Genomic DNA, 26,968 nt, shown 5'->3' on the forward strand with positions numbered 1-26,968 from the left:
TTGAAACCTTCTCCTTAAGGCTTCATCAATTTCATGCTATTGAAATCGGGTGCTGCATACAATTGCTGCCCCAAGAAACTACATGCATTAGCTCCTCCAGTAAAGCATTCATCCCCCACTGTAGTGTGTTCCCAGTTTGTGGTTCCCGGGATATTGTAATAGGCATCCCGTTCCACAACTATTCTTTCAGTGGCAAATGCCAATCCAACAGCCATCAACATGACAAAGACTGGCATTACGCTTTTAAAAACTTTAGTTTTCATAATACTTAAATTTATAAATTATGATCTACTCTGTTTTACAGGTTTTCGATCTTCCCCTGTCACTACGTAGTAATATTTTAATTGAAATTATATTCCTGTTTCCTTTGAATTAGAATTCCGAGTAAGGCGATCACAATAAAAAAACCATTAAAAATTAAATGTCCCTTCCACCCCAACGCTTCCAATACACCGCCACATGAACATGGGATGTCAGCTGAAAAATATAATATCATGGTGATATAAACTGTAAACAGCAGCATTAGAGTTAAGGATAGATACAGGCCTAATAGTCGTGTTTTTGTAAAGGCCAACAATAGAGCAGCAACAATTTCAGAAGTAATTACTCCCCATGGGACCCAATCGAAAAATCCGCTCAATAAGGAAGACTGACCAATTTGTGTTTCAAAGGTTTTAAAATCCAAAAGCTTACTCACCGCAGCATACACAAACAACAGAATGAACAGTAAACTGAACATCCACGGTATTTTTTTAGTAAAGGATTCTGGAACTCTCATACCATTTGATTTGATATGGTAAAGTTCGGGACATCTATTTGATTATAAGGGAGGAAATTTTGTAGAAAAGGGATTAAAAAAATGAAGTAATTAATAAAACCCTAATCATTATTTATCTTGCGCATCACGCTTGGCGAATGCCCATAGGTGTTTTTGAACGATCTTGAGAAATGCGGCAAACTTTTGAAACCGGTCATTTCGGCAATACTTTTGAAGGGTCGATCGCTGTAGAGCACCATCATCAAGGCCTTCCTCAGACGCTCCTCAATCAAAAACTTATGGACCGTAGTGCCGTATAACTCCTTGAATCCATACTTGAGCTTAAATTCGTTGGTTCCAAGTTGTAGTGCAAATTCTTTAAGCGGTGGAAAGTCATCCTTTAGATTTGTAAGAATCATGTCATGGCCCATTTTGATCTTTTGAATATCCTCCAAACTCAATCGTACTTTTGACTTCTTCAGTAAAGCTATCCTGTCTTTTACAGACCTCCTTTTTTCATTAAGCTTTCCTTTATTGATCTTACCAGAAATCCCAGATTGAAGTTTCTTTTGATAATTGGTGTGGTGAATGACGGTGATAAGTGTCCGATAGCCTTGTGCATTTTTATAATATCTTGAGACATATACAGTTTTAGGTATCTCAAGGCCGTCTTTGGATTTGAATACCAAGTCGACGGACGTATCATAGGCGCGCCTCTTTTCATTCTGCTGAAAAACTTTTTCCCATTTTTTGACAGAACCCTCCGTTAAAAGTGCTTCAAAAGGTCGGTCAATGATATTCCTTTTACGTCGCGATAAGGTTTTACAAGCTATCTTATTTACCATCTCGACCATTCCATGTTCATTAATGATAAAACTCATTTGGACAACATCCAAAATTGCAGCATCCCGATTGGCATAACCCTGATGGACCAAAACGTCTTGAAACTCTTCTGCCAAAACATTAAAACCAATAATAAAGGACTCAAGAATGTCATTATGTTTTGAACGTTTGATTCTTTGGTAATAACTTCCTGATAACATCTTTAAAAGCATCACTCTAAGTGAAGATAGTCTCTGTTCTATATGTTCTTCCATGGTAACAAGCTTTTAAAAAGTTTACCTAAACCTGTTCAAATATTTAACAGCCTCTTCACTGTTCAAAAATGATTTTGTAGGTATGGTAGGCGAATTTGTTGTTAAATATATGTCGGATAACATTTCTGAAACTGGAGAATCAACAACAAATGCGACAGCTTTAACGAAAGCAGACCCTTCTAATGATAAATATGAACGTGAGGCTTTATCTATTCCCTGTATAGCTCGAATATCACATAGTACGGGCATAAATTGTCCTGCCTGTAACATAAGTCGATCCTTCACAATATGAACCGCTTGTGAAACGTCCAGATCAATATTTTTGTATATGACATGTACTATTCCATCAACTATCTTATACGTTGCATAATCGTTTTCATGTAACATAATTAAGCATTTTTTAAAAACTGGCAAACTCAAAATTACATAATATGCTATTGCTTTACTTAACCTATCAGGAGGGAGAATTGGCAAATCAGGATTAAAAATTTGCCTAAAACGGATGAATGTTTGATTAATCGGGATTATAGTTAGGTTAAATCCTACAATTTCCCGCAAAAGATATTAAATTTTATCCCACCAAACAAATTAGACTCATGGCAAAAATACAACACAACAATTTTTTAGACTCTGTAAATGATGCTTTTACAGATTCTAGTAATAAAGATGCACTTTATTTATTTGCAAAAAGAGCAATCCGTACAGAGAGAAATATTAATGTTAAAAACAAAAAACTAGACGCCATCGTTGATGAAAAAACACCTAAATACAGACAAGACACTTACACCCTAGAACTTTTGGGTTTACGAGAATATAAATAATCAACGACATCAGTTTGTAAGGCATGAAATACCAAGAATTAATATCGGAATACCAGATGCACCTAGATGCGTTGGAATCCCGTACGGAAGATATTTTATATAAAGCAGAGCATGGCATTTCAAGAACTGAAAAATTCATTAAACTGTTACGCCAAAAAGTATTGGAATTGGGGTTTAACAATACGGAAGAGGAAATTTCCTTTTTTAAACATGTTAAACCCCAAATTTTCAGCAAACTCATCTATTATGTTAAACTATTCAATATTGAAAGCAAACGTCCAAGGAGCAGTTCTAAATTCCAGATCAAATATCTCAATGCCCACATTAACAAACTGCAGGTCTACTTTAATGACAATTTGGATTTCTATCATTATTACCGCAGAGGAGCCACCACACTTGATGCCGAATATTTCATTCGGGGCAAGGCAGATCTCCGATCGCCCACAGAGTCATATCACTTTTTCGTAGATGATCAGTTCGCTACTTCTCAGGATACCACCGTTGCGATGATCATGGCTTATGATATGCTCATCGTGTATTTACAACAGGAAATTGAAAAATTAGAAACAAATAACAATACTTACCAAAACGCAATGAAAAATTCAACTTCAAAACTTTTTTGGACTGGAAGTAAAACGGAACTTATTGAGTTGATCTACGCACTGCAAATTAGTGGAGCAATCAACAGTGGTACCGTGGACATTAAGGAACTGGCATCCGTATTTGAGCAATTGTTCAACGTTGAACTTGGTAATTACTACCATACTTTTATGGAAATAAGAGCAAGAAAATCGAGCAAGACCAAATTCATGGACAAGCTAACGGATTCCCTTAACAGGCGGTTCGAAGATTCAGATGAATGATCCATAGTTCATCCCAACTTGGGTGTTTCCATTCCATTCATTTTTCTATAATTTTTAGTGTAATTTCAAGGTACAACCATTGCCTTTTCAATCTTTCCTTAACCAAAACAATTCAAATTTAATTACAATAAAACTGTCCCACCTCTGGATTGACTATTGATGATTCATCAATAATACCCATCAAATTTGTAGAACAAAAGTCAAATCAAGTCAGGGGCTATCAAACTGATTGAAAGCAATGCGATAGTCCCTTTCTACAAAACCATGTTATTATGCCAACATCAATCCTTACCACCGATGATCTTCGAGAATTCAAAATTGAATTGCTTGACGATATTAAAAACCTTTTAACAAAACAGTCTAAAGGGAAACTGAAACGCTACCTCAAATCTTCTGAGGTTATGGATCTACTACAGGTCAGTCCAGGCACGCTACAAAATCTTCGCATTAATGGCACCCTCCCCTACACTAAGATCGGCGGCATCATCTATTACGATGCTGAAGAAATCCAAGATATTTTGACCGCCAACCGCGTACAACACACTCTAAATTCTTAGGTCATGAACTATATAAAGCTACTCAATGCGGCTTTTGAAAAGTTCTTTTTTGATGAGCGGCTCAATCCGACCCATATCAGTTTATATATGGCACTGTTTCAGGAATGGAACAGCAGCCGCTTTTCCAATGAGTTCTACATAAACCGCCGAGACCTCATGTTTGCCTCTAAAATAGGCTCAAAATCCACATACCACCGCTGTATCTTGGAACTTCATACTTGGGAATATCTTCATTACTTTCCTTCCAAAAACCCTTATAAGGGCAGTAAGATCATGATGACCATTATCGAGACAACTGATGAAACTGTCTCGGATCAGTACAGTCCCATATTGGAACAGGTTGCAGAACAGTACCGTCCCAGACGTGAACCAGTAATGGGACAGCACCATCCCAAAAACAGACAAGTGGTGTACTCAACCAGTCCCATCAATGGACAAGCCCTGGTATCTACTATAAACAATACCAAACAAGTAAACACTATAAAACAACCAAAGGGCTGGCAGGCCGTTATTAATTTTTTTTTAGAAAAAAGTTTTACTGCTGATGAAGGAAAAAAATTCTTCGAGCATTATGAAAATCGGAAGTGGCGAACAGGCGATGGAAAAGAAATTAGAGACTGGCGTGCCTTAGCCACAAATTGGATGGACAGAAGTGAATTATTCAACGATCAAAACAAGACAAACGTAAAAACACCGTCCCAATTCAAGGACAACTTGCGAACTACCAAAACCAAAGACTATGGACAACCCCTCTAAAATTACTGAAGGCGGCGTGGAATACTCGCTGGGTAAATTTGATGGCAAGAGCTTACTCTACGACTTCCCAAAAATTTTGATCTATCTTGATGCCAAGGGAAAAATGCTTTTTGGACAAAAATTTAGGGTCTATGACGAAGACAGGGAGATTCTTTTAAAGCTCTGTTACTATTTTATCAGAGACAAAGAAAACTGTGCTAGCTACGGAATTGATGTGGACAAGGGCATTCTTCTTTCAGGCCCGGTAGGCTCAGGAAAGACTACCTTAATGAAATTACTGCGCCATCTTGTTCCCCTACAACGTCCTTATGAAATGATACCCAGCAGGAATGTGACCTTTAGCTTTAACCATCTTGGTTACAGAACTATCGAAGATTATGGCAATGCCAAATTTTTCTGTTTTGATGATTTGGGTGTGGAGCCACCTGGACGGTTTTATGGCAAGGATCTCAATGTGATGGGCGAAGTCCTTCTATCGCGCTATGAATTATTTTTACAGACCAATAAAAAATTAAAAACTCACGCTACCACTAATCTTAGTGCAGATGAACTCGAAGAACGTTATGGACATCGCGTGCGCAGTCGAATGAGGGAGCTGTTCAACCTGATTGCTTTTGATGAGGCCACAGGAGACAAGAGAAAGTAATTCAACGAATGAAATACTTACACAAAAAAATCATTTCTGAAATAAATTGTTTTATGATTCCTCTCAAATTCTTAGTTAACTCTAAAAATAGATCTTTCATACATTTATTGTTTTTGAATCGCTTGTAAAATCACTATTGCGGTCAATTGGATATTATTATTTCTTGAAAAATAGCTGCTCTCGTCCCCATTGCTCAAAAAGCCCAACTCCAAAAGCAAAGTAGGACAATAGTCCTTTGTCTCCCTCAACACTTGAAAATTTGCAAACTTCACACCCCTACTTACAAAACCCAATTTCTTTTTAAACTCATTTTGAAATTCAAATGCAAACCAAGTTGCACCATCAGAATGGATTGATTTCATATTGGTAACATAAACTTCAATCCCTCTAGCGTTTGGATTGTTAGCGTGATTGCAATGCAAAGAGATAAACACGTCTACCTTCAAAGCCTTGGCTAATTTAGTTCTGTCCGATAAGGAAATAAATGTATCAGAATATCTTGTCAAATAGATATCAATTGGCAACTCTAATTGTTCATTAAGCTTCAAAATTTCTAAAGCAATATCCAGTACAACATCTTTTTCCTTTAAGCCATTTATTCCGATGGCACCAGAATCTTTTCCACCATGCCCTACATCAATTAAAATTCGTTTTTGGATTGCAGTTTCCTGACCAAAAATGAATGACATTATTAGAAGCAAAATTGCGAAGCTGACGTTTTTTAAAGCTTTTTTCATTTTCAAATTTCAGATTATCAACGGCTTGTGTTCAAAAACCCATATGATTTGATGCCAATTGACACCAACGGAAATCAAACAGAACCAAAGAATATTATTTTATTAAATCATTGATTTTCAATGTTTTATAAACAAATATATGTAAATTTCGAATAACGAAAACGCATCAAAAATCTAAACTTTTTTGTTATGAAAAAATCAATCTATTTAGCAACTTTTGTTTCGCTGTTGTCCACGTCGCTTTTTGCACAAATTGGTGGCATTGAAGATTCCGTCAATGATGTTTCTACAACCATCCGAACAATTTTCCCGATCATCCTTGGGGTCATCTTCCTTGTAGGCTTCCTGTTTAATGCTGGACATTTTTTTGGAGAAAATGCAGATCTCAAAAAAGGAATTACCCGTGTGCTCGTATTTGTCCTCATTGCAGGAGCTGTCGTCGGTATTTTCACTTATCTCATAGGAATCGTAGTCTAACTCTATAAGAGAGATTTAATTTTCAAGCGGTATGAAAACATTTGAGATCTATAAAAACATCAGGAAAAGGGCGGTCATTTCTGGTCTGCCCATTTCCCTCTTTGCCCTAATGATGGTGGCCGTACTTGTGTCTCTATTGGTCATTATCTTCTCCTTCAGCTTCACTATGATAATCGGCATACTGATTTTCAATGCTGTATTGTATGTCACATTGATTCGGATAACCAATACCCCGCAACTCTTTCAGATGACCAAGGTCTTTCCAAGTATCATCAGTAACAAAAGAAATTCAAGCTTTGATTATGAACAAGATTAACCTTTCGGCATATCAACCCATAACAGATATTCAGGACAATATCATTTTTGCCAACAATGGCAACGTAGTCCTGTGCTATGAAGGGACTTTACCAGAAATCTATTCACTTTCTGAAAAGGATTTTGAGGATATGCATGGTGCATGGTTTCAGGCTTTAAAATCGCTGCCTATTGGTACTGTGGTTCACAAACAGGATATTTACCTCAAGAAATCTTATGTATCAGACAAACTTCCGAATACAACATTTTTAGAGAAAGCCACACATGGTCATTTCAAAGGTCGCGAGTATATCGAACACAAATGTTACCTATTCTTTATTCTGACCAAGAGCAAAACCCTCAATAATCCAAAATATGTCAATCCTTTCCGAAAAATCTCAAAGGGGATTGTACAGGAACTGGATGACACTATTAAAAGTTTTGCCAACGCCGTAAACGACTCCGTTTCATATATAAACAATAGCCGAAAAATGACATTCCTTCCCCTTAGTCCGGAAGAGATCTTACAACTTACAAGTAGCTATTTCAACGGCTTTAATGAAGGTTTCGATACTGACATATTACTGGATAAAAAAAGCGTTACAATTGGCGAGAACCATTTTGACGCCCTGGCCATCAATAGCGAACTGTGCTTTGGCGAAAGTGTACAGAGCAGCAAGACCAATGAGAGATTCACTTCTGACGATTTTGTATTTCATCAAGGGTTTATTGATGGTTTAGGGCTTACGCTTAATGAGAACCACATTGTGAACCAAATCCTGTATTTGGATGACAAACAAAAATGGCGCAAACTGCTCGATAAGAAAATTGAGGAACTAAATAAAAGTTCCAATTTTGGCTCACAGAACAAAGTCGTACTAGGAAAGATTCAGCACATCCTTGACCAAATCAATGCGGATGACAGCTCGCGTATCATCCGTGGTCATCTCAATATTATGTATTGGGCGAAGGAACTGAAAGAACTGGACAGAATAACCTCAAAGATTAAAACGGAATTCAAGGAACTGGACATTATCCCCTACTATCCAAGAGGCGAAGAACGCAAGAATTACATTCTGAACAGTTACTGTTGCTTCTCATCAAATTTTTCAAATAACGATCTCTACGTTACCGATTTGAAGCACGCCTTGTGTTTGTTCATCAATAATACCAATTATAAATCGGATGCCACAGGAATCATCTTTAACGACCGTCAATATAATATTCCTGTCCTAAAAGATGTTTGGGACGACCGAAAGAAACGTATCAAAGCACGAAACTTTGCCATTTTCGCTCCTACCGGCGAGGGCAAATCCTTTTTGGCCAATAATATTCTGCGTCAATATTTTGAAAGTGGCGTCCGTTTGGTCATCATCGACCTCGGTGGCTCCTACACCAAATTCGCTAAACTTTATCCTGAACAGTATACCGTACTTCGTTATGAGAGTGGAAAGAATTTGGGTATTAATCCATTCTACATCAGCGATATATCTGACCTGGCACCAGAACGTCTCGAAGACCTATCGGTATTCCTGTTTGAATTGTTTGCTTCGGACTTAAAAGTGACCAAGGCACAATCGGTTTCCGTTAAAAAAATATTGCGTCACTATTATGATAGCACTTCAGAAAACCATTGTTTGGAAGGCTTTTACAATTTTATAGAAAAGAACCAGGAAGATCTTCTGGACACCCTTAAAATCCATCCCGACTATTTTAATGTCACAAGCTTTTTACACGTCATGTCTGAATACGTTGGAGATGGCCTCTATAGTTTTCTTTTTGAGGTCAGCGAAGACCAGACCTATAAAATCGAGGATAAACGCTTAATCATTTTTGAACTCGATGAAGTCAAGGATAACAAGGAAATCCTGTCCGTAATGTTGAAACTTATTAAATCAGCGATCCAACGAACCATATGGAAAAATCGAGCTGAGAAAGGCATTATCCTGTTCGATGAATTTGCCAAACAATTAAAGTTCGATAACGTTCTGGAAAGTGTAGAATTCTATTACCAGGCCATACGTAAACAAAACGGTGCCATTGGCATTATTCTGCAATCCATCAATCAACTTCCAAATAACTCAGTATCTGCAAGCATCCTTGAAAACACACAGGTCATTTACAGTCTGAACAATGAAAAAGGATATACTGAACTGGTTAAACGGCTCAATCTTTCCAGCCACGATTTGAACCAGTTAAAATCCATCAAAAACAATTTTTCCGGTGCACGAAAATATACTGAGATGTTCATCAAAATCGGAAAGGAAAGCAACATTTTCAGACTCGAAGTCCCCAAGGAGGTTTATGCCGCCTATCTAACCGACGGACAGGAAAACGCGGCCATAATGGCCATTTATGAAAAGACCAATAATATGGAATTGGCTATAAAGGAATTCACTTCTAAATCCTAATACTATGAAAAACACAATGAAAATTCTGGAAAATTGTAACAATAGAAAGGTTGTGGGTATAACAAAAACAGCAACGCTGATAATCATACTCATTATCTCTTTTTTATTGCCTGCACGCGCTGCGTGCCAGGGAATGCCCACGTATGACAACACCAATTTTATCAGCTTGGTAAAACAACTGATAGAATCCGGGAAGCAGACCGCAAACATTATCAAGACCGTTGAGTTTTTAAAAACTCAAAAAGATAACATTGAAAAGGTCAACGATGTGGTTAGGCAATTAAAAGCAGTTCGCGAAATTGGAAGGAACAACCAACGACTAATTAATGTGATGCAAAATGACCTGAGAGACATTTTAGGCAGTCCTTTTATAAAACCTGATGAAGTATCAAGAGTGTCGCAATCATTCACTTCGATTGTTGAAAACTCTTTAAATACACTCGATTTTATAGACGAAATTCTATCGAGCGATTATCTGAAAATGACCGATGCGGAACGTACAGCAATTCTAAATGAAAAAGAACTGGAATCTAGGGAGATGGTAGCCAATATTACCACCAAAACAAAACGCTACAAGGATATCATTTCATTCAGAAAAATGCAGGACAAAATCAATAACCGCGAAACCGAATATTAGAGATGACCGCAACTTTCATTTTAGGAATAGGATTGGAATATATCGATACTGTTTTCCAAACGATACAGAATAGTAGTTTCTCACAATATACCATTGCAGGAATGAAGACACTTGCCGTCTTGTTTTTTTTGGTCAATATTCTCAAAAAATATAATGAGGGTGTTGCCGATAAGGACGGCTATTCGTGGGGATTGACCCCAGGAGAACTTGCGAAAAATTTTGCAATAGTAATATTGGTCATCTTCTCAACGCAAGTATTAGGTTTCTTTGATGGTATTCTGGTCGCAATTGAAGGTCAATACCGTGCCACCGCACCTGCACTACTGCCCTTACAGATGCAGGATCTTCCATTAGAAGAAGATATAAATCTTTTTGATGCCGCAAAAAACGCAATGATATTACTTTATGAAGCATTAATAACTCCACTATATGGTTTCAAGATATTGGCTTTTATAGTAAGTCTCTTTCTTTGGATTTTGGATTTATTTATTTACCCACTTTTCTTGGCAGAACGCTATTTTCTATTGGGTATTATGCAAGCGTTTTTTCCATTGGTCATTAGTTTGGCCGTATTTGAAAAATTCAGATCGCTTGCTTATTCATTTTTCAAGTTATATGCGGCGGTTTATATGCTGGTGCCAGCATTCTTTTTGGTCAACATATTTATCAATGCCATTTATACGGAGATCAATACCAATTTTTGGCCTAACCTGTTTGGAACTGATGCAGGACAAGGCTTTTTTGCTCCAGTGGTACAGCTGGGCTCAGTTTTTTTTATAGTATTTCTAAAATTCAAATTATACAGCCGTGCCACATCGTTCACGCTCAGATTGTTTAATAGCTAATCCAATTCAAATGAAAACTCCGTATAGAAATATCTATGAGATCCTAAAATTAAACCGACTCATCGTTTTAGCCGTTATTGTTTGTACATTATTATCCAGCACCTTTTCACTTTGGATGGCTTTTACTACCAATAAAAATGCGCTCAATAGTGCGTTTGCCATAAATACCAATGGAAGTATCATTCCGTTGAAGCTTGTTTCTCAGAAGGAAAATTTCGCTGTAGAAGCATTGGCACATTTAGAGCAGTTCCACAATTACTTCTATAATATTGATGCAAGCAACTATGAACGAAATTTAAAAAAAGCCCTTTGGCTAGGGAATAGTTCTGTGGACAACCTCTATCGTCAGAAAAAAGCGGATGGTGTCTATAACCGATTATTACAATACTCGTTGGTTCAAAAAGTTCTCAGAATTGATACCGATCTAAATGAAGCTGATGGAAAATATAGTTTCACGACGACCACCATTTTTGAAATCAACAGAGGCGTCATTACAGACACTTATGAATTGGTCTCCACAGGAAAACTGATCATAGTTGACCGAAACTTCCCCAACAATCCACATGGACTATTGATTACCGATTACTTCGAAAGCACACTAAAAAAAATTCAAAATGAAAATAGAAAAAAATAAAATAGTCTTTGCAGCAGTGTTGGCTGTGATTTTCATTTTCCTAATTTCCTATTCAATGATGATTATGGGAGATGACAAAAGTGAAAATGAGAACCTTAAGCAAACCTTGATCCCAGATTTGAAAGAAAACCAAAAACAGTATGATTCAAAATTGGATGCCATTAATGACCTTAAAGAGATACGCGAGACCAACGCACCTAGCATCTATAATGAAAAACTGATTGATTCCTTGGGCTTTTACGATGCCCACTTACCACAACGCGAAAAAGAACGCATTGTAGATAGTATTTACAACTCAGGTAAAATCCAGTACTCCGAGAAACGCTATCAAAACTTCGGAAAAGATAAAGTGACTCAAATTGAAAAAAAACAAATTGATTCCGTCGAAATTAAGACTGAACAAAAAATTCAAGCCAAAGAACTTGGATTGGAACATCAATTGTTTTTTGCCGCTTCGCCAAAGCCAAATGATAGTGCCACACTGGGCCATACCGACGAGAGTATTTATGTCGTTGTAGATGGCGATCAAATTGTAAAGGCCAAGACGCGATTAAGAATGCGTCTGATGAAAGCAGCAACAATCAACAATAGACTGATGCCAAAGAATACACACGTCTTTGGATTTATCAGCTTTCAGCCCAATCGCGCTTTGATTAACATTGAGAATATCGACCATCATCCCACAAAGCTCAAAGCTTTCGATTTGCAAGATGGCAGTGAAGGCATTTATGTCGAAAATAATTTCCGCGCTGAAGCCACCGATGAAGTTTTGAATGATATAATTGGCGATATCAACATTCCATCAGTTCCTCAAGTCAGTGGAATTACTAAGGTTCTAAAACGCAACAATCGAAGCGTAAAAGTGACTGTACTGAATAATTACAAATTAATTCTAAAACCAATGCCATAGGCCTAATTTATCTTTTAAATCTGACTCTTATGAAAAACTATATGATTATTTCAGCGCTTCTAATTTGCATGTTTGTACCACAACTTTGCTCTGCACAAGATTCAATGCAAGCATCCCAAGTTCTGGATACTATTTATGCCAATGACACCAAAAACGTTGCACTATTTTTTCCTGAACCCATTAGACAAGGAATAACTGGATCAGAGAATTTTGTATTTACATACAATCGTGAAAATGAACAGTATTTTGGATTGCTCCAGGCAAAACCGGGTAAAGAAAGTAATCTTCTGGTTATCAATAGAAACGGTTCCGTTTTTTCGTATATTGTAAAGTATAAAGCAAAACTTTCAAAGCTCAATTATTTCATTCCAATCTCCAGTAGTATTGGGAATGAAAAACCAAAAGTGAAGGATTCGATTTATATTGAAACCGCTGAGAAAAGTGTTGATTACGGTAAGTATTATTATGAAAAGTTCTGTAGTTATCTTCTTGATAGAAACCAGCGCATCGGACGGATTAAGAATGAAACAGAAGATATTGTCTTAAGTGTTGAGAATATTGTTTTTGATAAAGAAGAACTCTATTTCGTAATCCAAATTGAGAATACTTCTAGTTTGGATTACGACTTAAATTTTTTGAAACTCTCGATTGAAACACGTCAAAAAGGAAAAAGGAAATCGTTGCAACGTCTATATAAAGAACCTATTTTAAAATATAATCTACCATCTAAAATCAGAGAAAACGAAACGGTAAGATTCGTGTATGTTATGTCTAAGTTCTCCTTATCCAATAACCGCAGGGTCATTTTAGAACTGAACGAAAAAGATGGGGAACGCAATATTGAATTGAAAATATCACACAGATTTATTAATAATCCAAATTAATAGTAATATGAAAAAAATCGCCATTTGCTCACTCGTCCTCCTATTTATTTCATGTTCTCAAACAACGAGTCTTTCGCCTAATGAAACTGCCAAAGTAGTTGCAGAAAGCTTTTATCACGGGGACAAAACAACACTCAAAAAACATACAACTTCTGATGGCTATGCAAACTTTGTAAGCATTCAGGAAATGTTTGCTCAGGATAAAAATTCGAAATCAGATTTTAAGATTATCGATGAAGTAACAGATGGCGGCGTGTCTTGGGTAAAATATTCCACAGCCTACGATCCAAAACCTGGCGTCTTTAAATTAGTGCAGGAAGATGGTCAATGGAAGGTTACTCATAATGGACCTCAAGATAAGGGACCTTTTTAAAAAAGAATTTTTACGTTAAACTCTGTTAAATCCTATCAATATTGATTTGCCAATAACCCTGTGTCCCTCCGTGACGTATAGAACCCTTTCGTCTTAAGCGCATTTATATGTTTGTCAACAGGAGATTCATTAATACCTAAAGCCTCAGCTATTTCGGTATAGGTAATGGTTGTATTATTTGCAATAAGTTTAAGAACTTCTTTCCGTCTTTTAGTTAGAGTTTTAATCACATCAATGGCAACACTAGCTAAACCAACTATTACAGCACCTTAAAAGATAAGTTCCCTTTTGCATTCTATACGATTGGTTTCGATCATAGGAATTTATTTAATGTTTTAGCTTTTACATTCCACTTATCAATTCCTTTGCTTTGTCCAAAGGGTAAGCGCCGCTCACTTCTTTTTTATCGAAAATCATAAAATAGGAAAAATTATGACCAGCTTGTTTTTCCCATTCATTACCCAGTCGGCACTTGCCTTCACTATCAGAACCGTCTAAATGGTCGCCCTTGGATTCGATCAATATCGTTCTGCCAGATTTAGTCTGCAATATAAAATCAGGATAATGGTTTGCTTTGAATCCATTGATGTAAAATCCTTTTCCTTTGTCCAGATTCCTGTGCCAAAATGCAATATTTGAGGCTGTTCCAATTTCCATGATAACGCGCTCTTCAAAATTATTCATCGTGCCTTCCTTTTCATACAAAGAATTTCCAATAGAAGAACCTGTAGCTCCTGGAACAATTTCCTTCTTTAATTTCCAGTTGTCTTTAGCTGTTATGCGTTTTGATTTAATTAAATCCATAAATCGAGTTTCGGCATAACTATCCGAAAGCTCTCTGATTTTAGATTTTATTTTGTCTGTATAACTCCACTTTCTAACCAAAATATCACGCATCTGTTCGGCGTTCATTGAATTTAAAATTCGTCCAACATATATTTTGATTTCCTGATCTGGAATGGGATACATATTCCCAATTATTTGTAATATCTGATGAGTGATATCGCTTATTTGGGCATCTTTGGGTTTTGCCAAAATGTAATCAGCAATAGGATCCTTTACTTGGCTTTCTTCAATCTTTACCCAATCAGGCGCATAGTTATCTTTTACTGTTTCTGTTAAATCTACCTTATATAAATCTGAAGATATTCGATCAAAATCGATTTTGATATCTTCGTTTGAAAGTTTAAAATCTTTCAATAAAGATTCTCTATTTAACAGTTCTTGATCTGTACCAAAAATATCACTTGCAGTTACTTTTAGAAAAAACTGGGGAAAATCAATCTTTTCTATAAATTCCTTATTGGCCTCCTTTATGCGATAGCGTTTTACTTTATCTCCCATTTCCTGAAACATGTTTTCGTCTATAGGTTGTTTTTCTTGCTCCTTTAGTTGCTTTTCTAACTCGGCGTTCTGTTCTGCCGCCATTGTTTCTATTTCGGTAATTACAGAAGTATCTTCAATATCATCTTCATCGAGATTAGGATTATAGGAAATTCGACTCTTATCAATAATTTCTTCCTGTTCTTCTCCCGGAACTTCTGGATGTTGTTCTGGAAACAAAAAGGATTCAACAGGATCTATAACTTTCGCTTCCCTTTCTTCTTCAGTCATTCTATCAACAGCGCGATGTTCGTTGCCGCTAAAACCAGAAGCCTTTAAACCATCAACAATACTTTGTAAGGTTTCATTAAACTTTGCAGATGCTGTCAATACATAAGAAAGGTTAAGTTGGAAAGCCTTGTGCTTTTGTACGTACGGTTGACGCAAAACACGACCCAAAATCTGCTCAACATCCACAGCACTCGATTTGTCAGCCAATGAAGCCAGAATGTATGCAAATGGACAATCCCAGCCTTCTTTTAAAGCATTTATTGTGATGATATAGCGCACTTCACATGATCTATCCGATAAGTCAACTCCTTTTAACTCGTCAATATTGGCCGTTTTAATCTTTATATGATTCTCTGGTATACCTAATCCTAATAATTGTTCTTTTAATTTTTCAAAAGTCGTATTGTCGTCTTTTGTTTTTGGTTGTGCTTGGAACAAAACAATCGGTCTAATATATTTTCCGCCTTCAGCTTCTTCACTTTTAGCTAGATTCTCCAACTTACGCTGCAAATGCAACGCATTATTGATGACCTCTGTTTTATCGTGATTGTTATAAACGATTACAGGGAGCTTGACCATATGTTCCTTTTTTAATTCTATGGCCGGAACTAAACTGACAATATTGCTATTGGCTTTTCGGGTTGCTGTTAAATCCAAAATAAAGGATGGATTTAAATTTTTGAGCATATCTACACTTAAATCACTTTCCGCATTGTGACTTTCATCAACTACTAATACAGGATTTAAACTTCTAATTACATTGATAAGCGCAGTATCGTCAACATCTTCTAAAAGGTGCTTTCTGTTCGCGTATTGTGGCACAAAAGATTCCAATTGACCATTTTCCTGATACACCTTTCTGTCCTCTTTGTTTTTTGCGCGTAAGCTTGCAAAACTCAAAACGAAAATGCTTAATTGCTCCTTTACAACTGTGGGATTAAAATTTGAGCCTTGCAACAAATCTTCCTTTTGGTAAATGGCAACTTTGTGATTGAATAGGGCATTCAACTTTTGACGGTAAGGGTGCTCTGGATTGGATAAGGCATTCACAGTTTGCTGTAATAAATTACTCCAGGGCACTAACCAGATGACGGCTTTTGTTTGTGAAGTATCGTAAGCTGAAAAAATGGAATGCAAGGCATTAACTGCTATGAAGGTTTTTCCTCCTGCTGTTGGCACTTTAATACAAACATGAGCGGCCTTTGGAATGTTATTTTTATAGGGTTGCATACCTGTATTATCCAACGGATTATACGGGCCTATTTTATCCTCCCAATAGGTATTGAAGGCCGTCGCCACATTTTTATGCTCTTGAACGTATTCTAAATATTCTTCAAGATTATCTATTACTTTTTGCTGGAACCCTTTTAATTCCATATCCTAGTTTTTCAATTTCTTGATTTGTCTATCAAAATCAGAAATGATTTTTTGGGTCTTGTTAAATTGGTCGTATTCCTTTCCTGCTTTGGAAATAGCTTGCTTATGCGACTTTGTTCTTTTGCCTTCTAAAATTTTAAACTCATTGAAGTTTAAAATTTTATCTACACTAGTTGCTAAACCTTCCATCGTAAAGGTGTTTTCGCGTTCTATCAAATTTTCTATGTAATCAAAATAACCTGTTACTGTGCGTTCCAATTGCTTAATCTCTTTTTCCTGCAAGTAATTTTTGGCTATGGTCGTATCTGTTTTTATGATTCTGCCTTCGGGAGCATTCTTCCAAGTGGTCAAACCCATATTTTTTGTTGTGGCATTGGCATTTTTATAAATAATTTCAGCTGCCGTATTTCCTGTAATGGCAAAATGAAACTTGTTTTGCACCATTGCATAAAAACTTTTAGTAATTTCAGATTGGGGATTGTAGTCTATACTACACTCTGCAAAAATATCAGTGATTTGCTGATAAATTCTGCGCTCACTGGCACGAATGGAACGCACACGATCCAGTAACTCTCTAAAATAATCCTTTCCGAAAACTGCTTCGCCTTGTTTCAAACGATTGTCGTCTAAAACAAAACCTTTAATAATATATTCTTTCAGGGTTTGGGTTGCCCAAATTCTAAACTGTGTGCCCCTTTGCGACTTTACGCGATACCCAACGGAAATAATGACATCAAGATTATAGAACTTAACAGGTTTGTCTGAACCACTAATGTGCAAAATTTGCACATTGCTTTTTTCTTCGAGTTCTCCTTCATTAAAAACATTTCCAATATGTTTGGTAATCACACTTCTTTCTCGGTCGAAAAGTTGACTCATTTGTTCTTGAGTGAGCCAAATAGTTTCGTTTTCCAACAGTACCTTCAGTTTTACTTCTCCCTCTGGAGTAGTATATAAAATAAAGTTATTTTGCTCGGGTATTAAATCACTCATAAAATTCTTCAGATTTTTCAGTTGTTTCCAAAATGGAAATATCTCAATTTATAAACTCTAGTTCTAAAACTTCGTGATATCTCTCGGTATCTTTTTGAATATGATGTTGTTTTTTGCCATAAATTCTTTTGGCAATAAACAATTATCTGCATAAATAAGATATTGCTCGCCTTTTGTCTTTATAAGTTCGAGTGCATCAAAATCCAATGTTGTTAGCTTGTTCTTCTCGTAAATGAAATAATAAACGGTATCCTCTTTTACACCTAATTCATATTTGTTTAGGTCTATTTTAGAATTATAGGCTGTGCGCGTTTCTGAAAACCAAATGTACTCGCGTATTTTTTCAGTGTCCACTTGCTCATTTAAATTTTGGTCAGCATCAAAAAGTGGCAAACCCAGTTCGTAATAATCAAACGCTCCGCCAGTTCCTTCCACTTTTTTAGTGTCTTTTCCGAAACCTTTGGTTACACGCTTCACTCTTTCGGCAGTAATGGTATTGGCATAATCTTCCATTTCTACTAAAATGAATTTTCTATGTCCACCATCCTGCTTGTTTAAGTTTAAAACTGAGTGTGCAGTTGTACCAGAGCCTGCAAAAGAATCTAGGATTATTGAGTTTTTAGTTGTTGATTGTTGTACTATATATTCAATAAAATCACTTGATTTCGGTGTTTCAAAAACTTTTTTAGAAAATATTTTTTTTAACTCTAAAGTTCCAGATTCTGCAGAAAATTCTGAACCGTGCCAAAAAGATTTAGGTTTTATTCTTTTTTCAATTCCGTCCTTATTTAAATAGTCTTTTTGAAAAACATCAAATTCATTTCTTGTTTTGACTATTTTAATTTCTAACTCATCAATTCTTTTGAGTAAGGTTTCTTTTCCCCATCTCCAAATGCCACTTTCTCCATTTGAAAGCTTTGGTAAAATCTCTATAAGCTCATCTTTCTTTTCGAGACTTATAGTATTGGTCAGTTCGTTATAATAAATTGGATAAAACAAATTTGGTCTGTCAATTTGCCTAGCATTACTACCACGCTTTCTTAAACCCAAATGTCTATATTTTCCAATTTTGTCCTCTAACTTGTACTCTTTTGAATATTCCTCTGGTAATGAAACACCTTCTGTTATAAACTTACCCTTTTGATAGATAATCAGATTTTCATGCGCTGTGGCAATGTATTTATCATCACTTCTACCTTTAAAATTATTTACCACTGCTATATTTGATATAAAGTTTCGAATTCCAAATATCTCATCACACATCAACTTCAGATTTGCCTGTTCATTATCATCAATGCTTATAAAAATCGCACCATCGTCCGCTAAAAATTTATGAAGTAACTGCAAACGTGGATACATCATGCACAACCACTTATCATGTCTTGTTAAATCTTCCCCGTCTTTACCAACTACTTGGCCTAACCATTTTTTAATTTTTGGATGGTTTACATTATCGTTATATACCCAGCCTTCATTACCCGTGTTGTAAGGAGGATCAATATAAATGCACTTTACTTTGCCTTCATATTCTGGCAAAAGACTTTTGAGAGCTTCTAAATTATCGCCGTGAATTATTTTATTGCCGCTTTAGGTTGGTTCGTCCTGTTCTCCTTTATCAGATGTAAACCATATTTGTGTTCTAAAATTCGATAAGGCACATCAAGATGATGGCTTATCACTTTATCTTTTCCTATCCAATTGAGTGTTGGCATATAACTATTATTCTTTATTTGAGATTATCAATTCTTTTACATCTACGTCTAAAATATTCGCGATGTCCATCAAGGTTTCCAATCGTGGTTGCTGGCGGTTTTGAGCATAAGCGTTAACCATATTATAACTCTTGCCAAGCTTTTCAGCCAGCCAAGTTTGTTTTATGCCCTTCTGTTCCAATACTTCCTTAATTCGATTCATTTTAGAACTTATTTTTTCAGCTACCAAAATAGTCAAGTTAATTTATATATCTCAAAAAATTGTGTAAAAAGTGTGAATGGAGGGTTTTGTTTAGAATATGCAGTTTAGTAAAGAACTGATGTAGGAAACAAAAGTTGAATAGAAAATTTGTGAGGATCTTTTAAAAAAAATCATATTTCTAACAATAGCTTATTTCTTATCTTAAAAATGGTTTTATTTTTTGTAGAAATGAAAAGTGATTATTTCCAAATTTACTTTTTTATCTTTGTCTTGAGGTAAATGAAACTCATATGAAAATGAAGATTCGCCATTGTCTCCAATATATCGTGAATAATAATCGTGGTTTATAATATCTGTTTTTATAATATTTAACACATTAGTAAAGTCTTTATTCTCTACAAAAATTATGACTGCCACTTTCGAATCTCTCCAGGTTAAATATCTATCAAACAATTGTGATATCGCCTTGAGGAATTCCGAACTACCGTGCCAAAATTTACACTCTGCAATATATAGATTTGTACCATCGTCTGCATATTTTAATACGATATCTGCTTTACCACCACTATTAAAAGTTTCTCCAGTTGCCGTTGCACCAGTATACCTAGTTTCAAGTATGAATAAGAATTGGTCTCTTAATCCTTCTTCGTTTTTCCCAATATATAAGGCGGGTTTTTTCTCCATACTTTTTCCAGAATCGTAAACAACTTTTAAAACGTCATCATACATCTCTTTACTCATTGATGGTACAGAGTTGAATTCTGTATTTTTTGAAACAATAGGTTGTTTTATTATTTTCTTTTTTATTGTAGGTGCTGAAAATATAGATTGTGTATCTGCATTAATTTTTACGTTAATAGCCGCATAAAAATCATTTTCTTCTTTATACTTATTTTTCTCATGAAGAAATATTGTCCGGATATTATCTTCAAAAGTCACATTTGATTGAATAACATTTTCATTGACTGCATTTAGATTAGTAAAAGCTTCGCAATAGCAAGAAGCTCTCACTTTTTTAAATTCCACTGCATCCTGTTTAAAGATTTTTATTTGAAATGAAACAGTTTTATATGAGCTATTGACATCTATATCATAACTAGAATAAGTATATGGATTTGGTTTAACGGCAAATAAATCTGCACTACCTTCGAAATGATATGTTATTCTGAAAGTCCAAAAATTTGTCATAAATTCTCTCCCAAACATATCTCTTTGAATTTCTTGAGAATTTATAGGATTAGAAACTTCTTCTGTATCAAGAAGAATCTTTAACGGTTCAAGACGATAATTTTCTATAATGTAATTAATGTATTCATTTTCATCAACTTTCAAAATATAATCTTTCCCCTTTTTGTTTATTTCTTCAATTATTGATTGTGTATAGATTCTTGAAAATTCCATCCAAGATATATTTGAAAATGAATCCATTCTGACAGTTTTGTTTAAATTTTTAGCAGCGTGAGTAAAGAGGATTGCAATTCAGCCAATATTGCCCATATATATAATGTTAATCTGATTTATTCACTACAAAATAGCTCCGATTCAATTTGGAATTAATTTCTTGATTTGAGTTTTAAGATATTAATTATATAATTATTAGATCTATAGAGAAATTTAATAATAGTAGCTAAGCTTAAAGATCAATCTATTTAAACTTCTATCCAAATATTGATTTAGCTTCCCTATATATCCGTTCAAAATTATCTTCTAAATCGGCATATGAAAATTCCTTAGTGTCTGTTGGTAATTCCCTCTGAATGTTCTGCAATTTAAACTGTAACCTTTTGTCCTTCCCATCCGCATAAGTAATAAACTCCCCTTGCTTCAATCGAAAAAAAACATCAGCCCTAATTTTCGGAATTTCTTTTTCTCCAGTAGTCACACGCGTATCAAAATCCAGATTATAGCCCCGACTCACGCTTTTTGTTGGGTCTTTGACAATCTCAAAAAAACGTTCATAATATTTAGCGGTGTCAGGATCATTGACCTTGCCAAAAAACTGGTAGGACAGGTTGCTTAATATTGCTTTACTTGCCTTATCGCCGTACATCATATCATTTTGGATCTTGTCTTGCATCACATAGATCGTTGAAATGTTATAGCTCCGCAGTGTCGCAGGAATCCGGTGCATATTCAATAAGCGAATGGTAGGGGCTTCTTCCATCAGTAAGAAGGACGCTTTAGAATTTCGAACGCTCATTTGTTTGGTAATCGTGTGAATGATTGTTGCAATAACAGGCGAATACGAAGTTTCAAATTTCGGATTATTTACTATTGAAATCACGCAGGGATTTTCTGGACTATTAATATTCAAAGGGACTTCATCTACTGACAATGCCATAAAGATGCGCTGTGTACTAATGCGTTTCAATGCATTGGCCAAGGTGCTTTTAACACCTGCCGTCTGCCGTTCAGAATCCTTGCCACTGATAAACGCATCTGCCATGGCCCTTGATGTGGTATTGGTTTCCAAGAACTTGATAAGGCTTTCGGTATTTAAGTATTGATATACCGCAATCAAATGAGGCAGCGTGCAGAATTTGGGATAATCCGTTTTTAATTTCCAGATCAATCCACCAATCAATCCTTCTGCAGCATCATTGAAGAATTTTGTGGTACCAGAAGCTCCGGATTCTCTTTGTTCCAAAAGATTCTCAATCAGTACCCGCGACACCTCATTGACGCTCTCCTCGTTCTCTAGATAGCGTGGCGCAATAGGATTTACCCTATGGATGATTCTATCGAAGGAAATGATCTTAAATGGGATGTTGCCATTTTTGAAAAGCGGATACGCCATTTCCGTCAATTCAAAATCTTTGTAATCGTGAATGATGCCACAAAAACTCTCTTTCCGGAAGTGTTTCAGAAAACCATAGACCACGCTCTCGGTTTTACCGCTTCCGGCAGAACCGATAACTGACGCCCCTCGTTTGATGTTGTCGAGTTTGAAGTTTCCTTTGTCCGTGGCAAAGTTGACCTGATATTTGAGATTACCATTTACAGGAACGTCCGTTTTATGCAAGAACACATACATGACTATGTTAACTAATAGCAATGGACAAATTAAATAGAGTGCTAATAAAATGAGTTGGATTTCATCTTTCAGAAAAAAGACAAAAGCACTAAGGATTAGAAAATTGATAATAAATGCATATCTGCTTATCCGATACATGCCATAGAAAATGCTACTGGTCAAACCAATAATTAAAAGTGTCGATAAGAGATTGTTCAGATGCATAGCTCTAAAATTAGATCCCGATGGAACTTGATTTGATGGCGACTTCTACTCCACGTCGCAATCCTTTAAATATTTTCATTGCTAATTGTCCTTGTGTAACCGGAATGCTCGGCATCATCGGAACACCTGCTTTGCCCATAATTTTGAACGCTAATGCTTTTTCATTGGTAGGCAATTTCATCAGCGCGGCAAAGTAGATCTTTGGATTCTTGATAAAATCCTTTCTCGCTTGATAGGTCTCCGCGAAGTTTCGATGGTATCCAAAAGTCTTATCGAACGTCTTTTCTGCTTTCTCAAAAAAACTGTCCCGATCGAATCCACGCTTGACGGACTTCCCATTCAATTCCACATTGGATGTTTTATATTTGCTTCCCGGGGACAAGCTGAATCTGTTGGACGCATCCTTTCGGCTCACGATGATATGGATATGACTTTGACTTCCCTCCTTTTGCATTCCCTGAACGATCCGTTTACCTGCCTGTTGGTGTGGCGTTTCCCTTTCCAATTTTGTTATTTCTGTCTTTTTTTCTTTAACATTCCCTGCCATCGTACCATTTTCAATTTTGCGGATGTCGGTTTTAAGCTGTAATATTTTCGTGGCAAAAGGTTGGTTTTCCTTAACCTGGACGTCTGATCCTTTAAATGTGCGTTGATGCTCAATTTTAGCATAGTATTTTATATCATCAATAGTGATCGGACGGCCGTTGATTTCACGATTAAAAGAGGTGACATAATCCTTCATCAGTTCACGGGTGTACTTTTTTAAATCCTCATTGTTGTGCTCTAATTTTCCCAATTCATATTTAGAGGGACTGACCGTTATGGAATAGAATCTTGGTTCCGTCTTTTCCAATTTGGCCGTATTGCCGTCGATTTCCCTAATCACTTCTTCTGCTGAAATTTCATTGTCATACTGATTAAAAAAACATTCCATGTCTTCCTGGTCCAAACCTTGATTCTCTTTCTCCAGATAACCCACGAAATCCGCTGAACTTTTAGAATAGCTCCCGCCCATTTTTTGGGGTGTAATGGTTATATACATAGTTCAATAATTTAAAGTTCTTTGGTGGTATTTCTTTTCTCCTCAAAACTGTCCCCTTTCTTTTCTTCCCTAAATTTCTTCTCTAAAATCAAGGATTTATTTTTGGGCTCTTCTGCTTGAAAAAGCGATTCCAACATGGCCATGGTCGGTTTGGTTTGGGTCTTTTCAATATCCCGCTGAATGGCAATAATGGCATTCATTCGTTTCAACAAATTAGTCTCAACGGTATTTAAATTAACCGCAATAGTTCTACCTGATGGACCAAATTTTTCCTTAGGTGAGATCTCATTATAGAGGAAAAAATCGAGCATCGTAGCCATGGCTTCGGTATGTGATTTAAAGTGCGTTCTTGAAAATTCCTGAAAACGTTTGGCGGTATCCCGCTTAATCCTGATAGTGATGAAAGAGTCCATTTATTTCGCTTTTTTATGCATTTGACGTAAATCCATCCCAGTTTACAGGTGGTTTCGGGGCATTTGACGCAAATTGATGAAATCTAAGAAATTAATACATTTTCAAGTAATTGAAAATCAATGATTTATAAACGAAAAGGAACATGTAACGTGGCTCTGCCCGTTACCCTCTTGCTATTCCTTTTCGTCCCGCCAAAGCGGGACAAAATTTCATACAATCTGGCCAAAAAGCCAATTGCCTTTTTCGGAATTTTCAAAATTCCGATATGTAATTTAAGATGGATACGGTTATCAGCGAAAGTCAAAAATGGATAACCATATAAAAATATAGGTACTGAATTTCAGTGAAATAAAGATACGTTTTTTTTTTGAACTCAAATTAATTATACGCAAAAACACCTCCAAAATTTAGAGGTGCTTAATACTTATCTATAAAAAATTAGATGTTGAATTTAAAGGTATAAGAATATAGATTTCGTAATGCCTCTTCCTCTGTCGTCGTTTCAAAACAAGTATAATTTTCTCTTACGTACTGGCGAATACTATCACCAAATTTTCGTTCCACATCTTTTTTAGAAATTTCTAAAAGTCGGTTTTGAGCTTCTTCGCTCAAGTTTGTAAAATTGAGATATACCAAGGCATGAAATTTTAGTATTCGCTTGGCAACATCAGCGTGCCATTTACAAAAAACAACCGCAGTTCATCCAGTGGAAAATCTGTAGCATGATAGCTGTGTTTTTCTAAAATGTTATCGTTGCCATCGGTGTAGATAATTTCAGCTTCGTAACCTGAAAAAGCCTGTTTTTCCTTGGACAGTCTTTTGAAGTCTATGGTTACAAATTCGCTTCGATTCATCAAACTTTTTGCAATTACAGAGGTGTCCGTAATGAGCCAAAAACAATCTGCTATATTGGCTAGATATTTAAGTCCATCAGTAAAACGTGTTCTTATTAATGGAATCGAATAGAACATTTCCGTCCCGTGAAAATGTTGCAATCCTTCTTTGATTTCTTTAACTTGTGCTTTCATATTAGATTTTATTAAGTGTTATATTAGATAAGAGAGCGCTACTTTCCCAGAGACGCTCTCTTATATTTTCAAGGATTATTGATCATTCTTACTTCCCAACAAAAGAATTTCTCTTGCCTCTACTTCCGTTACATAGCGCTGACTGCCGTCATCAGTGGTATAGGTCCGGGTTCTCAACTTTCCACTAACCCCAATTTCCTTACCCTTATCTACATATTTTTCAATAATTTCAGCCGTCTTTCCCCAAGCTACTACCGTGTGCCACTCTGTAGCTTGCGTTTTCTCTCCTTTGGCATTCTTGTAATGTTCGTTTGTTGCCAATGAAAAACGGGCTACTTTCTTACCGCTTTCAAGGTTCGTAATGGTTGGCTCCTGTCCAACATTTCCAATTAACTGTACATGATTTTTTAAAGTGCTCATAATAAAAGAATTAAAGATTAATTAAAATACGACCTAAACCCCGCCAGAATGAATTCTCGGGCTGGCATTCAGGCAGTTTGCGTTTCTATTTTTCTGAATTGATTTACTTATTATATCTTGAGCGTTTTCCTTTTTTGTTTTTTTTGGTGTCGCTTCCTTTTTGATATTTTTGTAAGATTTCATAAGTTTCATTTTAAATTTACTTCCCATAGCGCCCTCGCTGTTTCCTTTTTTTGTTGCTGGTACATTTTTAATATTTGGAATTGATGAGGACTTATAAAAAAGAGAGAGGTACGAGCCTGGTTTATGCAGTCCGTTCAAGTTCCAAATGTTGGTATTTTGCTTTCAAAAAAAGGGAGGGACGGCGAGGGTGCGGATGAAAAACTAAAGGCTTATGTGACGTATTAAAATGTTGGAAGCGGTGCCAAATTATAAATGGAATTCCGATGTGGCGGACGCTGTTTCACACTGTTTAGACAAGGATTTAAAACAATTGATTTTAGAAATGAGTGTGCAAACCAATATTTTCCCAAAAGACAATGCTGCAATTGACATTTTAAAGGAAGTGAAATTGCTAACAAACTTAATAATAAGGACAATTCCTATTTTTCCAAATACCTCAAACTACTCGTTGAAAACACTTCAATTAGTATTCGAAAAGAACACAATTAAATACCATACATTTTTCAAATAGACCATTGTTTAGGTTATTCATTGTATATTTTTGTGACGTAAAATAAAAATAGGCACAAAATGAAAAATATCTTTCTTCTCGGTTTTTTCTGACACTCTATAGTTGCCAACCAAAATTGGATGACCATTCAAAAGAATTGAAAAATTAAATTGACACCCTAAAAAGTGAACTATCAGAAAGCTAAACACCGGGATTTGGGGAATTTAAGGGCAATATTCAAGTGCACCATTCCAAGTTATGGCCTGCGGGCGAAAATAAAAATTGGAAATTGGCAGATTTTGAAATAAACAAAATCAAAGAAGAATTGAAAGACATACAAAAATATGAAACCAACCGACCAGAAAGTGAAATGACACCAATGATTAATCCTGCATTGGACAGCGTATCCAAGGCTTTACAAAAACAGAACTTGGTGCATTTTAAAAGTAGCTTCAATTTTCTCACCAAAACCTGTGATAATTGTCATCGAGAAACAAAACACGAGTTCCAGACATGCACATTTTTAGCAATCTAAAGTTCAAAACAAATTAATAAT

35 protein-coding genes are annotated in these 26,968 nt (G+C 35.9%); 16 read left to right on the forward strand and 19 right to left on the reverse strand.

From position 1 onward, the window contains the following. Window positions 1–14 precede the first annotated feature (14 nt). The 4 genes from ESZ48_RS14910 to ESZ48_RS14925 form a co-directional block, all read right to left on the reverse strand. Window positions 15–263, reverse strand: a complete 249-nt coding sequence (locus tag ESZ48_RS14910) for a DUF6520 family protein (protein ID WP_129018306.1) — start codon at window positions 261–263, stop codon at window positions 15–17. Between the two features lie 77 nt (window positions 264–340). Continuing rightward, window positions 341–778 (reverse strand): MauE/DoxX family redox-associated membrane protein, encoded by a 438-nt coding sequence (locus ESZ48_RS14915; RefSeq protein ID WP_129018307.1) that lies wholly within the window; start codon window positions 776–778, stop codon window positions 341–343. Window positions 779–879: 101 nt separating this feature from the next. Then, entirely contained in the window at window positions 880–1,854 is a 975-nt protein-coding gene (locus ESZ48_RS14920) for a helix-turn-helix domain-containing protein (RefSeq protein WP_129018308.1), read from the reverse strand. A gap of 21 nt (window positions 1,855–1,875) precedes the next feature. Next, window positions 1,876–2,412 (reverse strand): DUF7793 family protein, encoded by a 537-nt coding sequence (locus tag ESZ48_RS14925; protein WP_129018309.1) that lies wholly within the window; start codon window positions 2,410–2,412, stop codon window positions 1,876–1,878. 38 nt (window positions 2,413–2,450) lie between these two features. Between ESZ48_RS14925 and ESZ48_RS14930 the strand changes: the two genes are divergently transcribed. From ESZ48_RS14930 to ESZ48_RS14950, 5 genes are all read left to right on the forward strand, one after another. Continuing rightward, entirely contained in the window at window positions 2,451–2,675 is a 225-nt protein-coding gene (locus ESZ48_RS14930) for a hypothetical protein (RefSeq protein WP_129018310.1), read from the forward strand. 23 nt (window positions 2,676–2,698) lie between these two features. Next, complete coding sequence (locus ESZ48_RS14935) at window positions 2,699–3,538, forward strand: RteC domain-containing protein (RefSeq protein WP_129018311.1); 840 nt, start codon at window positions 2,699–2,701, stop codon at window positions 3,536–3,538. 272 nt (window positions 3,539–3,810) lie between these two features. Then, window positions 3,811–4,095, forward strand: coding sequence for a helix-turn-helix domain-containing protein (locus ESZ48_RS14940; RefSeq protein ID WP_129018312.1), 285 nt, complete (start codon window positions 3,811–3,813; stop codon window positions 4,093–4,095). Between the two features lie 3 nt (window positions 4,096–4,098). Then, entirely contained in the window at window positions 4,099–4,851 is a 753-nt protein-coding gene (locus tag ESZ48_RS14945; protein ID WP_129018313.1) for a hypothetical protein, read from the forward strand. Further along, a complete protein-coding gene (locus ESZ48_RS14950) occupies window positions 4,835–5,497 on the forward strand; it encodes a P-loop NTPase family protein (protein WP_129018314.1) in 663 nt (220 codons plus the stop codon). Before ESZ48_RS14945 ends, ESZ48_RS14950 begins: the two co-directional genes overlap by 17 nt. A 104-nt stretch (window positions 5,498–5,601) precedes the next feature. Here the strand turns inward: ESZ48_RS14950 and ESZ48_RS14955 are convergent, their stop codons facing one another. Further along, window positions 5,602–6,234 (reverse strand): N-acetylmuramoyl-L-alanine amidase family protein, encoded by a 633-nt coding sequence (locus ESZ48_RS14955; RefSeq protein WP_129018315.1) that lies wholly within the window; start codon window positions 6,232–6,234, stop codon window positions 5,602–5,604. 189 nt (window positions 6,235–6,423) lie between these two features. Here ESZ48_RS14955 and ESZ48_RS14960 point away from each other — a divergent pair, with 189 nt between their 5' ends. From ESZ48_RS14960 to ESZ48_RS15000, 9 genes are read left to right on the forward strand one after another with little or no spacing between them, the layout of a single operon-like run. Continuing rightward, window positions 6,424–6,711 carry a hypothetical protein gene (locus ESZ48_RS14960; RefSeq protein ID WP_129018316.1) on the forward strand — a complete coding sequence of 96 codons (288 nt, stop codon included), beginning with the start codon at window positions 6,424–6,426 and terminating at the stop codon, window positions 6,709–6,711. Between the two features lie 31 nt (window positions 6,712–6,742). Further along, a complete protein-coding gene (locus tag ESZ48_RS14965; protein ID WP_129018317.1) occupies window positions 6,743–7,027 on the forward strand; it encodes a hypothetical protein in 285 nt (94 codons plus the stop codon). Next, window positions 7,014–9,416 carry a TraG family conjugative transposon ATPase gene (locus tag ESZ48_RS14970; protein ID WP_129018318.1) on the forward strand — a complete coding sequence of 801 codons (2,403 nt, stop codon included), beginning with the start codon at window positions 7,014–7,016 and terminating at the stop codon, window positions 9,414–9,416. The genes ESZ48_RS14965 and ESZ48_RS14970 overlap by 14 nt, the downstream gene beginning before the upstream one ends. Window positions 9,417–9,420: 4 nt before the next feature. Next, the gene (locus ESZ48_RS14975; RefSeq protein ID WP_223266468.1) at window positions 9,421–10,053 is read left to right on the forward strand and encodes a conjugal transfer protein; all 633 of its coding nucleotides are present in this window, start codon (window positions 9,421–9,423) and stop codon (window positions 10,051–10,053) included. A 2-nt stretch (window positions 10,054–10,055) separates the two neighbouring features. Continuing rightward, window positions 10,056–10,898 (forward strand): hypothetical protein, encoded by an 843-nt coding sequence (locus tag ESZ48_RS14980; protein ID WP_129018319.1) that lies wholly within the window; start codon window positions 10,056–10,058, stop codon window positions 10,896–10,898. 10 nt (window positions 10,899–10,908) lie between these two features. Beyond that, entirely contained in the window at window positions 10,909–11,532 is a 624-nt protein-coding gene (locus ESZ48_RS14985) for a conjugal transfer protein TraK (protein WP_129018320.1), read from the forward strand. Continuing rightward, window positions 11,513–12,442 carry a conjugative transposon protein TraM gene (gene traM / locus ESZ48_RS14990; protein ID WP_129018321.1) on the forward strand — a complete coding sequence of 310 codons (930 nt, stop codon included), beginning with the start codon at window positions 11,513–11,515 and terminating at the stop codon, window positions 12,440–12,442. Before ESZ48_RS14985 ends, traM begins: the two co-directional genes overlap by 20 nt. Before the next feature lie 29 nt (window positions 12,443–12,471). Then, entirely contained in the window at window positions 12,472–13,326 is an 855-nt protein-coding gene (locus tag ESZ48_RS14995) for a DUF4138 domain-containing protein (protein ID WP_129018322.1), read from the forward strand. 7 nt (window positions 13,327–13,333) lie between these two features. Further along, complete coding sequence (locus tag ESZ48_RS15000) at window positions 13,334–13,699, forward strand: hypothetical protein (protein WP_129018323.1); 366 nt, start codon at window positions 13,334–13,336, stop codon at window positions 13,697–13,699. A 35-nt stretch (window positions 13,700–13,734) separates the two neighbouring features. Here ESZ48_RS15000 and ESZ48_RS15005 read toward each other — a convergent pair whose 3' ends face one another. The 14 genes from ESZ48_RS15005 to ESZ48_RS19365 form a co-directional block, all read right to left on the reverse strand. After that, the gene (locus ESZ48_RS15005; RefSeq protein ID WP_223266469.1) at window positions 13,735–13,929 is read right to left on the reverse strand and encodes a LexA family protein; all 195 of its coding nucleotides are present in this window, start codon (window positions 13,927–13,929) and stop codon (window positions 13,735–13,737) included. Between the two features lie 112 nt (window positions 13,930–14,041). Next, a complete protein-coding gene (locus tag ESZ48_RS15010) occupies window positions 14,042–16,690 on the reverse strand; it encodes a DEAD/DEAH box helicase (RefSeq protein ID WP_129018324.1) in 2,649 nt (882 codons plus the stop codon). 3 nt (window positions 16,691–16,693) lie between these two features. Then, entirely contained in the window at window positions 16,694–17,683 is a 990-nt protein-coding gene (gene rhuM, locus ESZ48_RS15015) for a virulence RhuM family protein (protein WP_223266470.1), read from the reverse strand. Between the two features lie 63 nt (window positions 17,684–17,746). After that, window positions 17,747–19,219, reverse strand: coding sequence for a site-specific DNA-methyltransferase (locus ESZ48_RS15020; RefSeq protein ID WP_223266471.1), 1,473 nt, complete (start codon window positions 19,217–19,219; stop codon window positions 17,747–17,749). A 35-nt stretch (window positions 19,220–19,254) separates the two neighbouring features. Then, window positions 19,255–19,395, reverse strand: coding sequence for a hypothetical protein (locus ESZ48_RS19605; protein ID WP_223266472.1), 141 nt, complete (start codon window positions 19,393–19,395; stop codon window positions 19,255–19,257). Window positions 19,396–19,402: 7 nt separating this feature from the next. Next, entirely contained in the window at window positions 19,403–19,597 is a 195-nt protein-coding gene (locus ESZ48_RS15025) for a helix-turn-helix domain-containing protein (protein ID WP_129018325.1), read from the reverse strand. Window positions 19,598–19,810: 213 nt separating this feature from the next. Further along, entirely contained in the window at window positions 19,811–21,025 is a 1,215-nt protein-coding gene (locus tag ESZ48_RS15030) for a hypothetical protein (protein WP_129018326.1), read from the reverse strand. A gap of 229 nt (window positions 21,026–21,254) precedes the next feature. After that, window positions 21,255–22,835 (reverse strand): type IV secretory system conjugative DNA transfer family protein, encoded by a 1,581-nt coding sequence (locus tag ESZ48_RS15035; RefSeq protein WP_129018327.1) that lies wholly within the window; start codon window positions 22,833–22,835, stop codon window positions 21,255–21,257. Between the two features lie 10 nt (window positions 22,836–22,845). After that, entirely contained in the window at window positions 22,846–23,877 is a 1,032-nt protein-coding gene (mobB, locus tag ESZ48_RS15040) for a MobB family relaxase (protein ID WP_129018328.1), read from the reverse strand. Between the two features lie 11 nt (window positions 23,878–23,888). Next, a complete protein-coding gene (locus ESZ48_RS15045) occupies window positions 23,889–24,290 on the reverse strand; it encodes a BfmA/BtgA family mobilization protein (protein ID WP_129018329.1) in 402 nt (133 codons plus the stop codon). A 439-nt stretch (window positions 24,291–24,729) separates the two neighbouring features. Further along, entirely contained in the window at window positions 24,730–24,927 is a 198-nt protein-coding gene (locus ESZ48_RS15050) for a hypothetical protein (RefSeq protein WP_129018330.1), read from the reverse strand. 11 nt (window positions 24,928–24,938) lie between these two features. Next, window positions 24,939–25,319 (reverse strand): DUF6876 family protein, encoded by a 381-nt coding sequence (locus ESZ48_RS15055; RefSeq protein ID WP_129018331.1) that lies wholly within the window; start codon window positions 25,317–25,319, stop codon window positions 24,939–24,941. 75 nt (window positions 25,320–25,394) lie between these two features. After that, window positions 25,395–25,739 (reverse strand): single-stranded DNA-binding protein, encoded by a 345-nt coding sequence (locus ESZ48_RS15060; RefSeq protein ID WP_129018332.1) that lies wholly within the window; start codon window positions 25,737–25,739, stop codon window positions 25,395–25,397. A gap of 33 nt (window positions 25,740–25,772) precedes the next feature. Further along, the gene (locus ESZ48_RS19365) at window positions 25,773–25,922 is read right to left on the reverse strand and encodes a hypothetical protein (protein ID WP_190246282.1); all 150 of its coding nucleotides are present in this window, start codon (window positions 25,920–25,922) and stop codon (window positions 25,773–25,775) included. 238 nt (window positions 25,923–26,160) lie between these two features. Between ESZ48_RS19365 and ESZ48_RS15065 the strand changes: the two genes are divergently transcribed. Further along, entirely contained in the window at window positions 26,161–26,433 is a 273-nt protein-coding gene (locus ESZ48_RS15065) for a hypothetical protein (protein ID WP_129018333.1), read from the forward strand. A gap of 268 nt (window positions 26,434–26,701) precedes the next feature. Continuing rightward, window positions 26,702–26,947, forward strand: coding sequence for a hypothetical protein (locus tag ESZ48_RS15070; RefSeq protein ID WP_129018334.1), 246 nt, complete (start codon window positions 26,702–26,704; stop codon window positions 26,945–26,947). The last annotated feature ends 21 nt before the right edge of the window (window positions 26,948–26,968 follow it).

It is taken from the genome of Gelidibacter gilvus (genome assembly GCF_004115975.1).
GTDB lineage: Bacteria > Bacteroidota > Bacteroidia > Flavobacteriales > Flavobacteriaceae > Gelidibacter > Gelidibacter gilvus.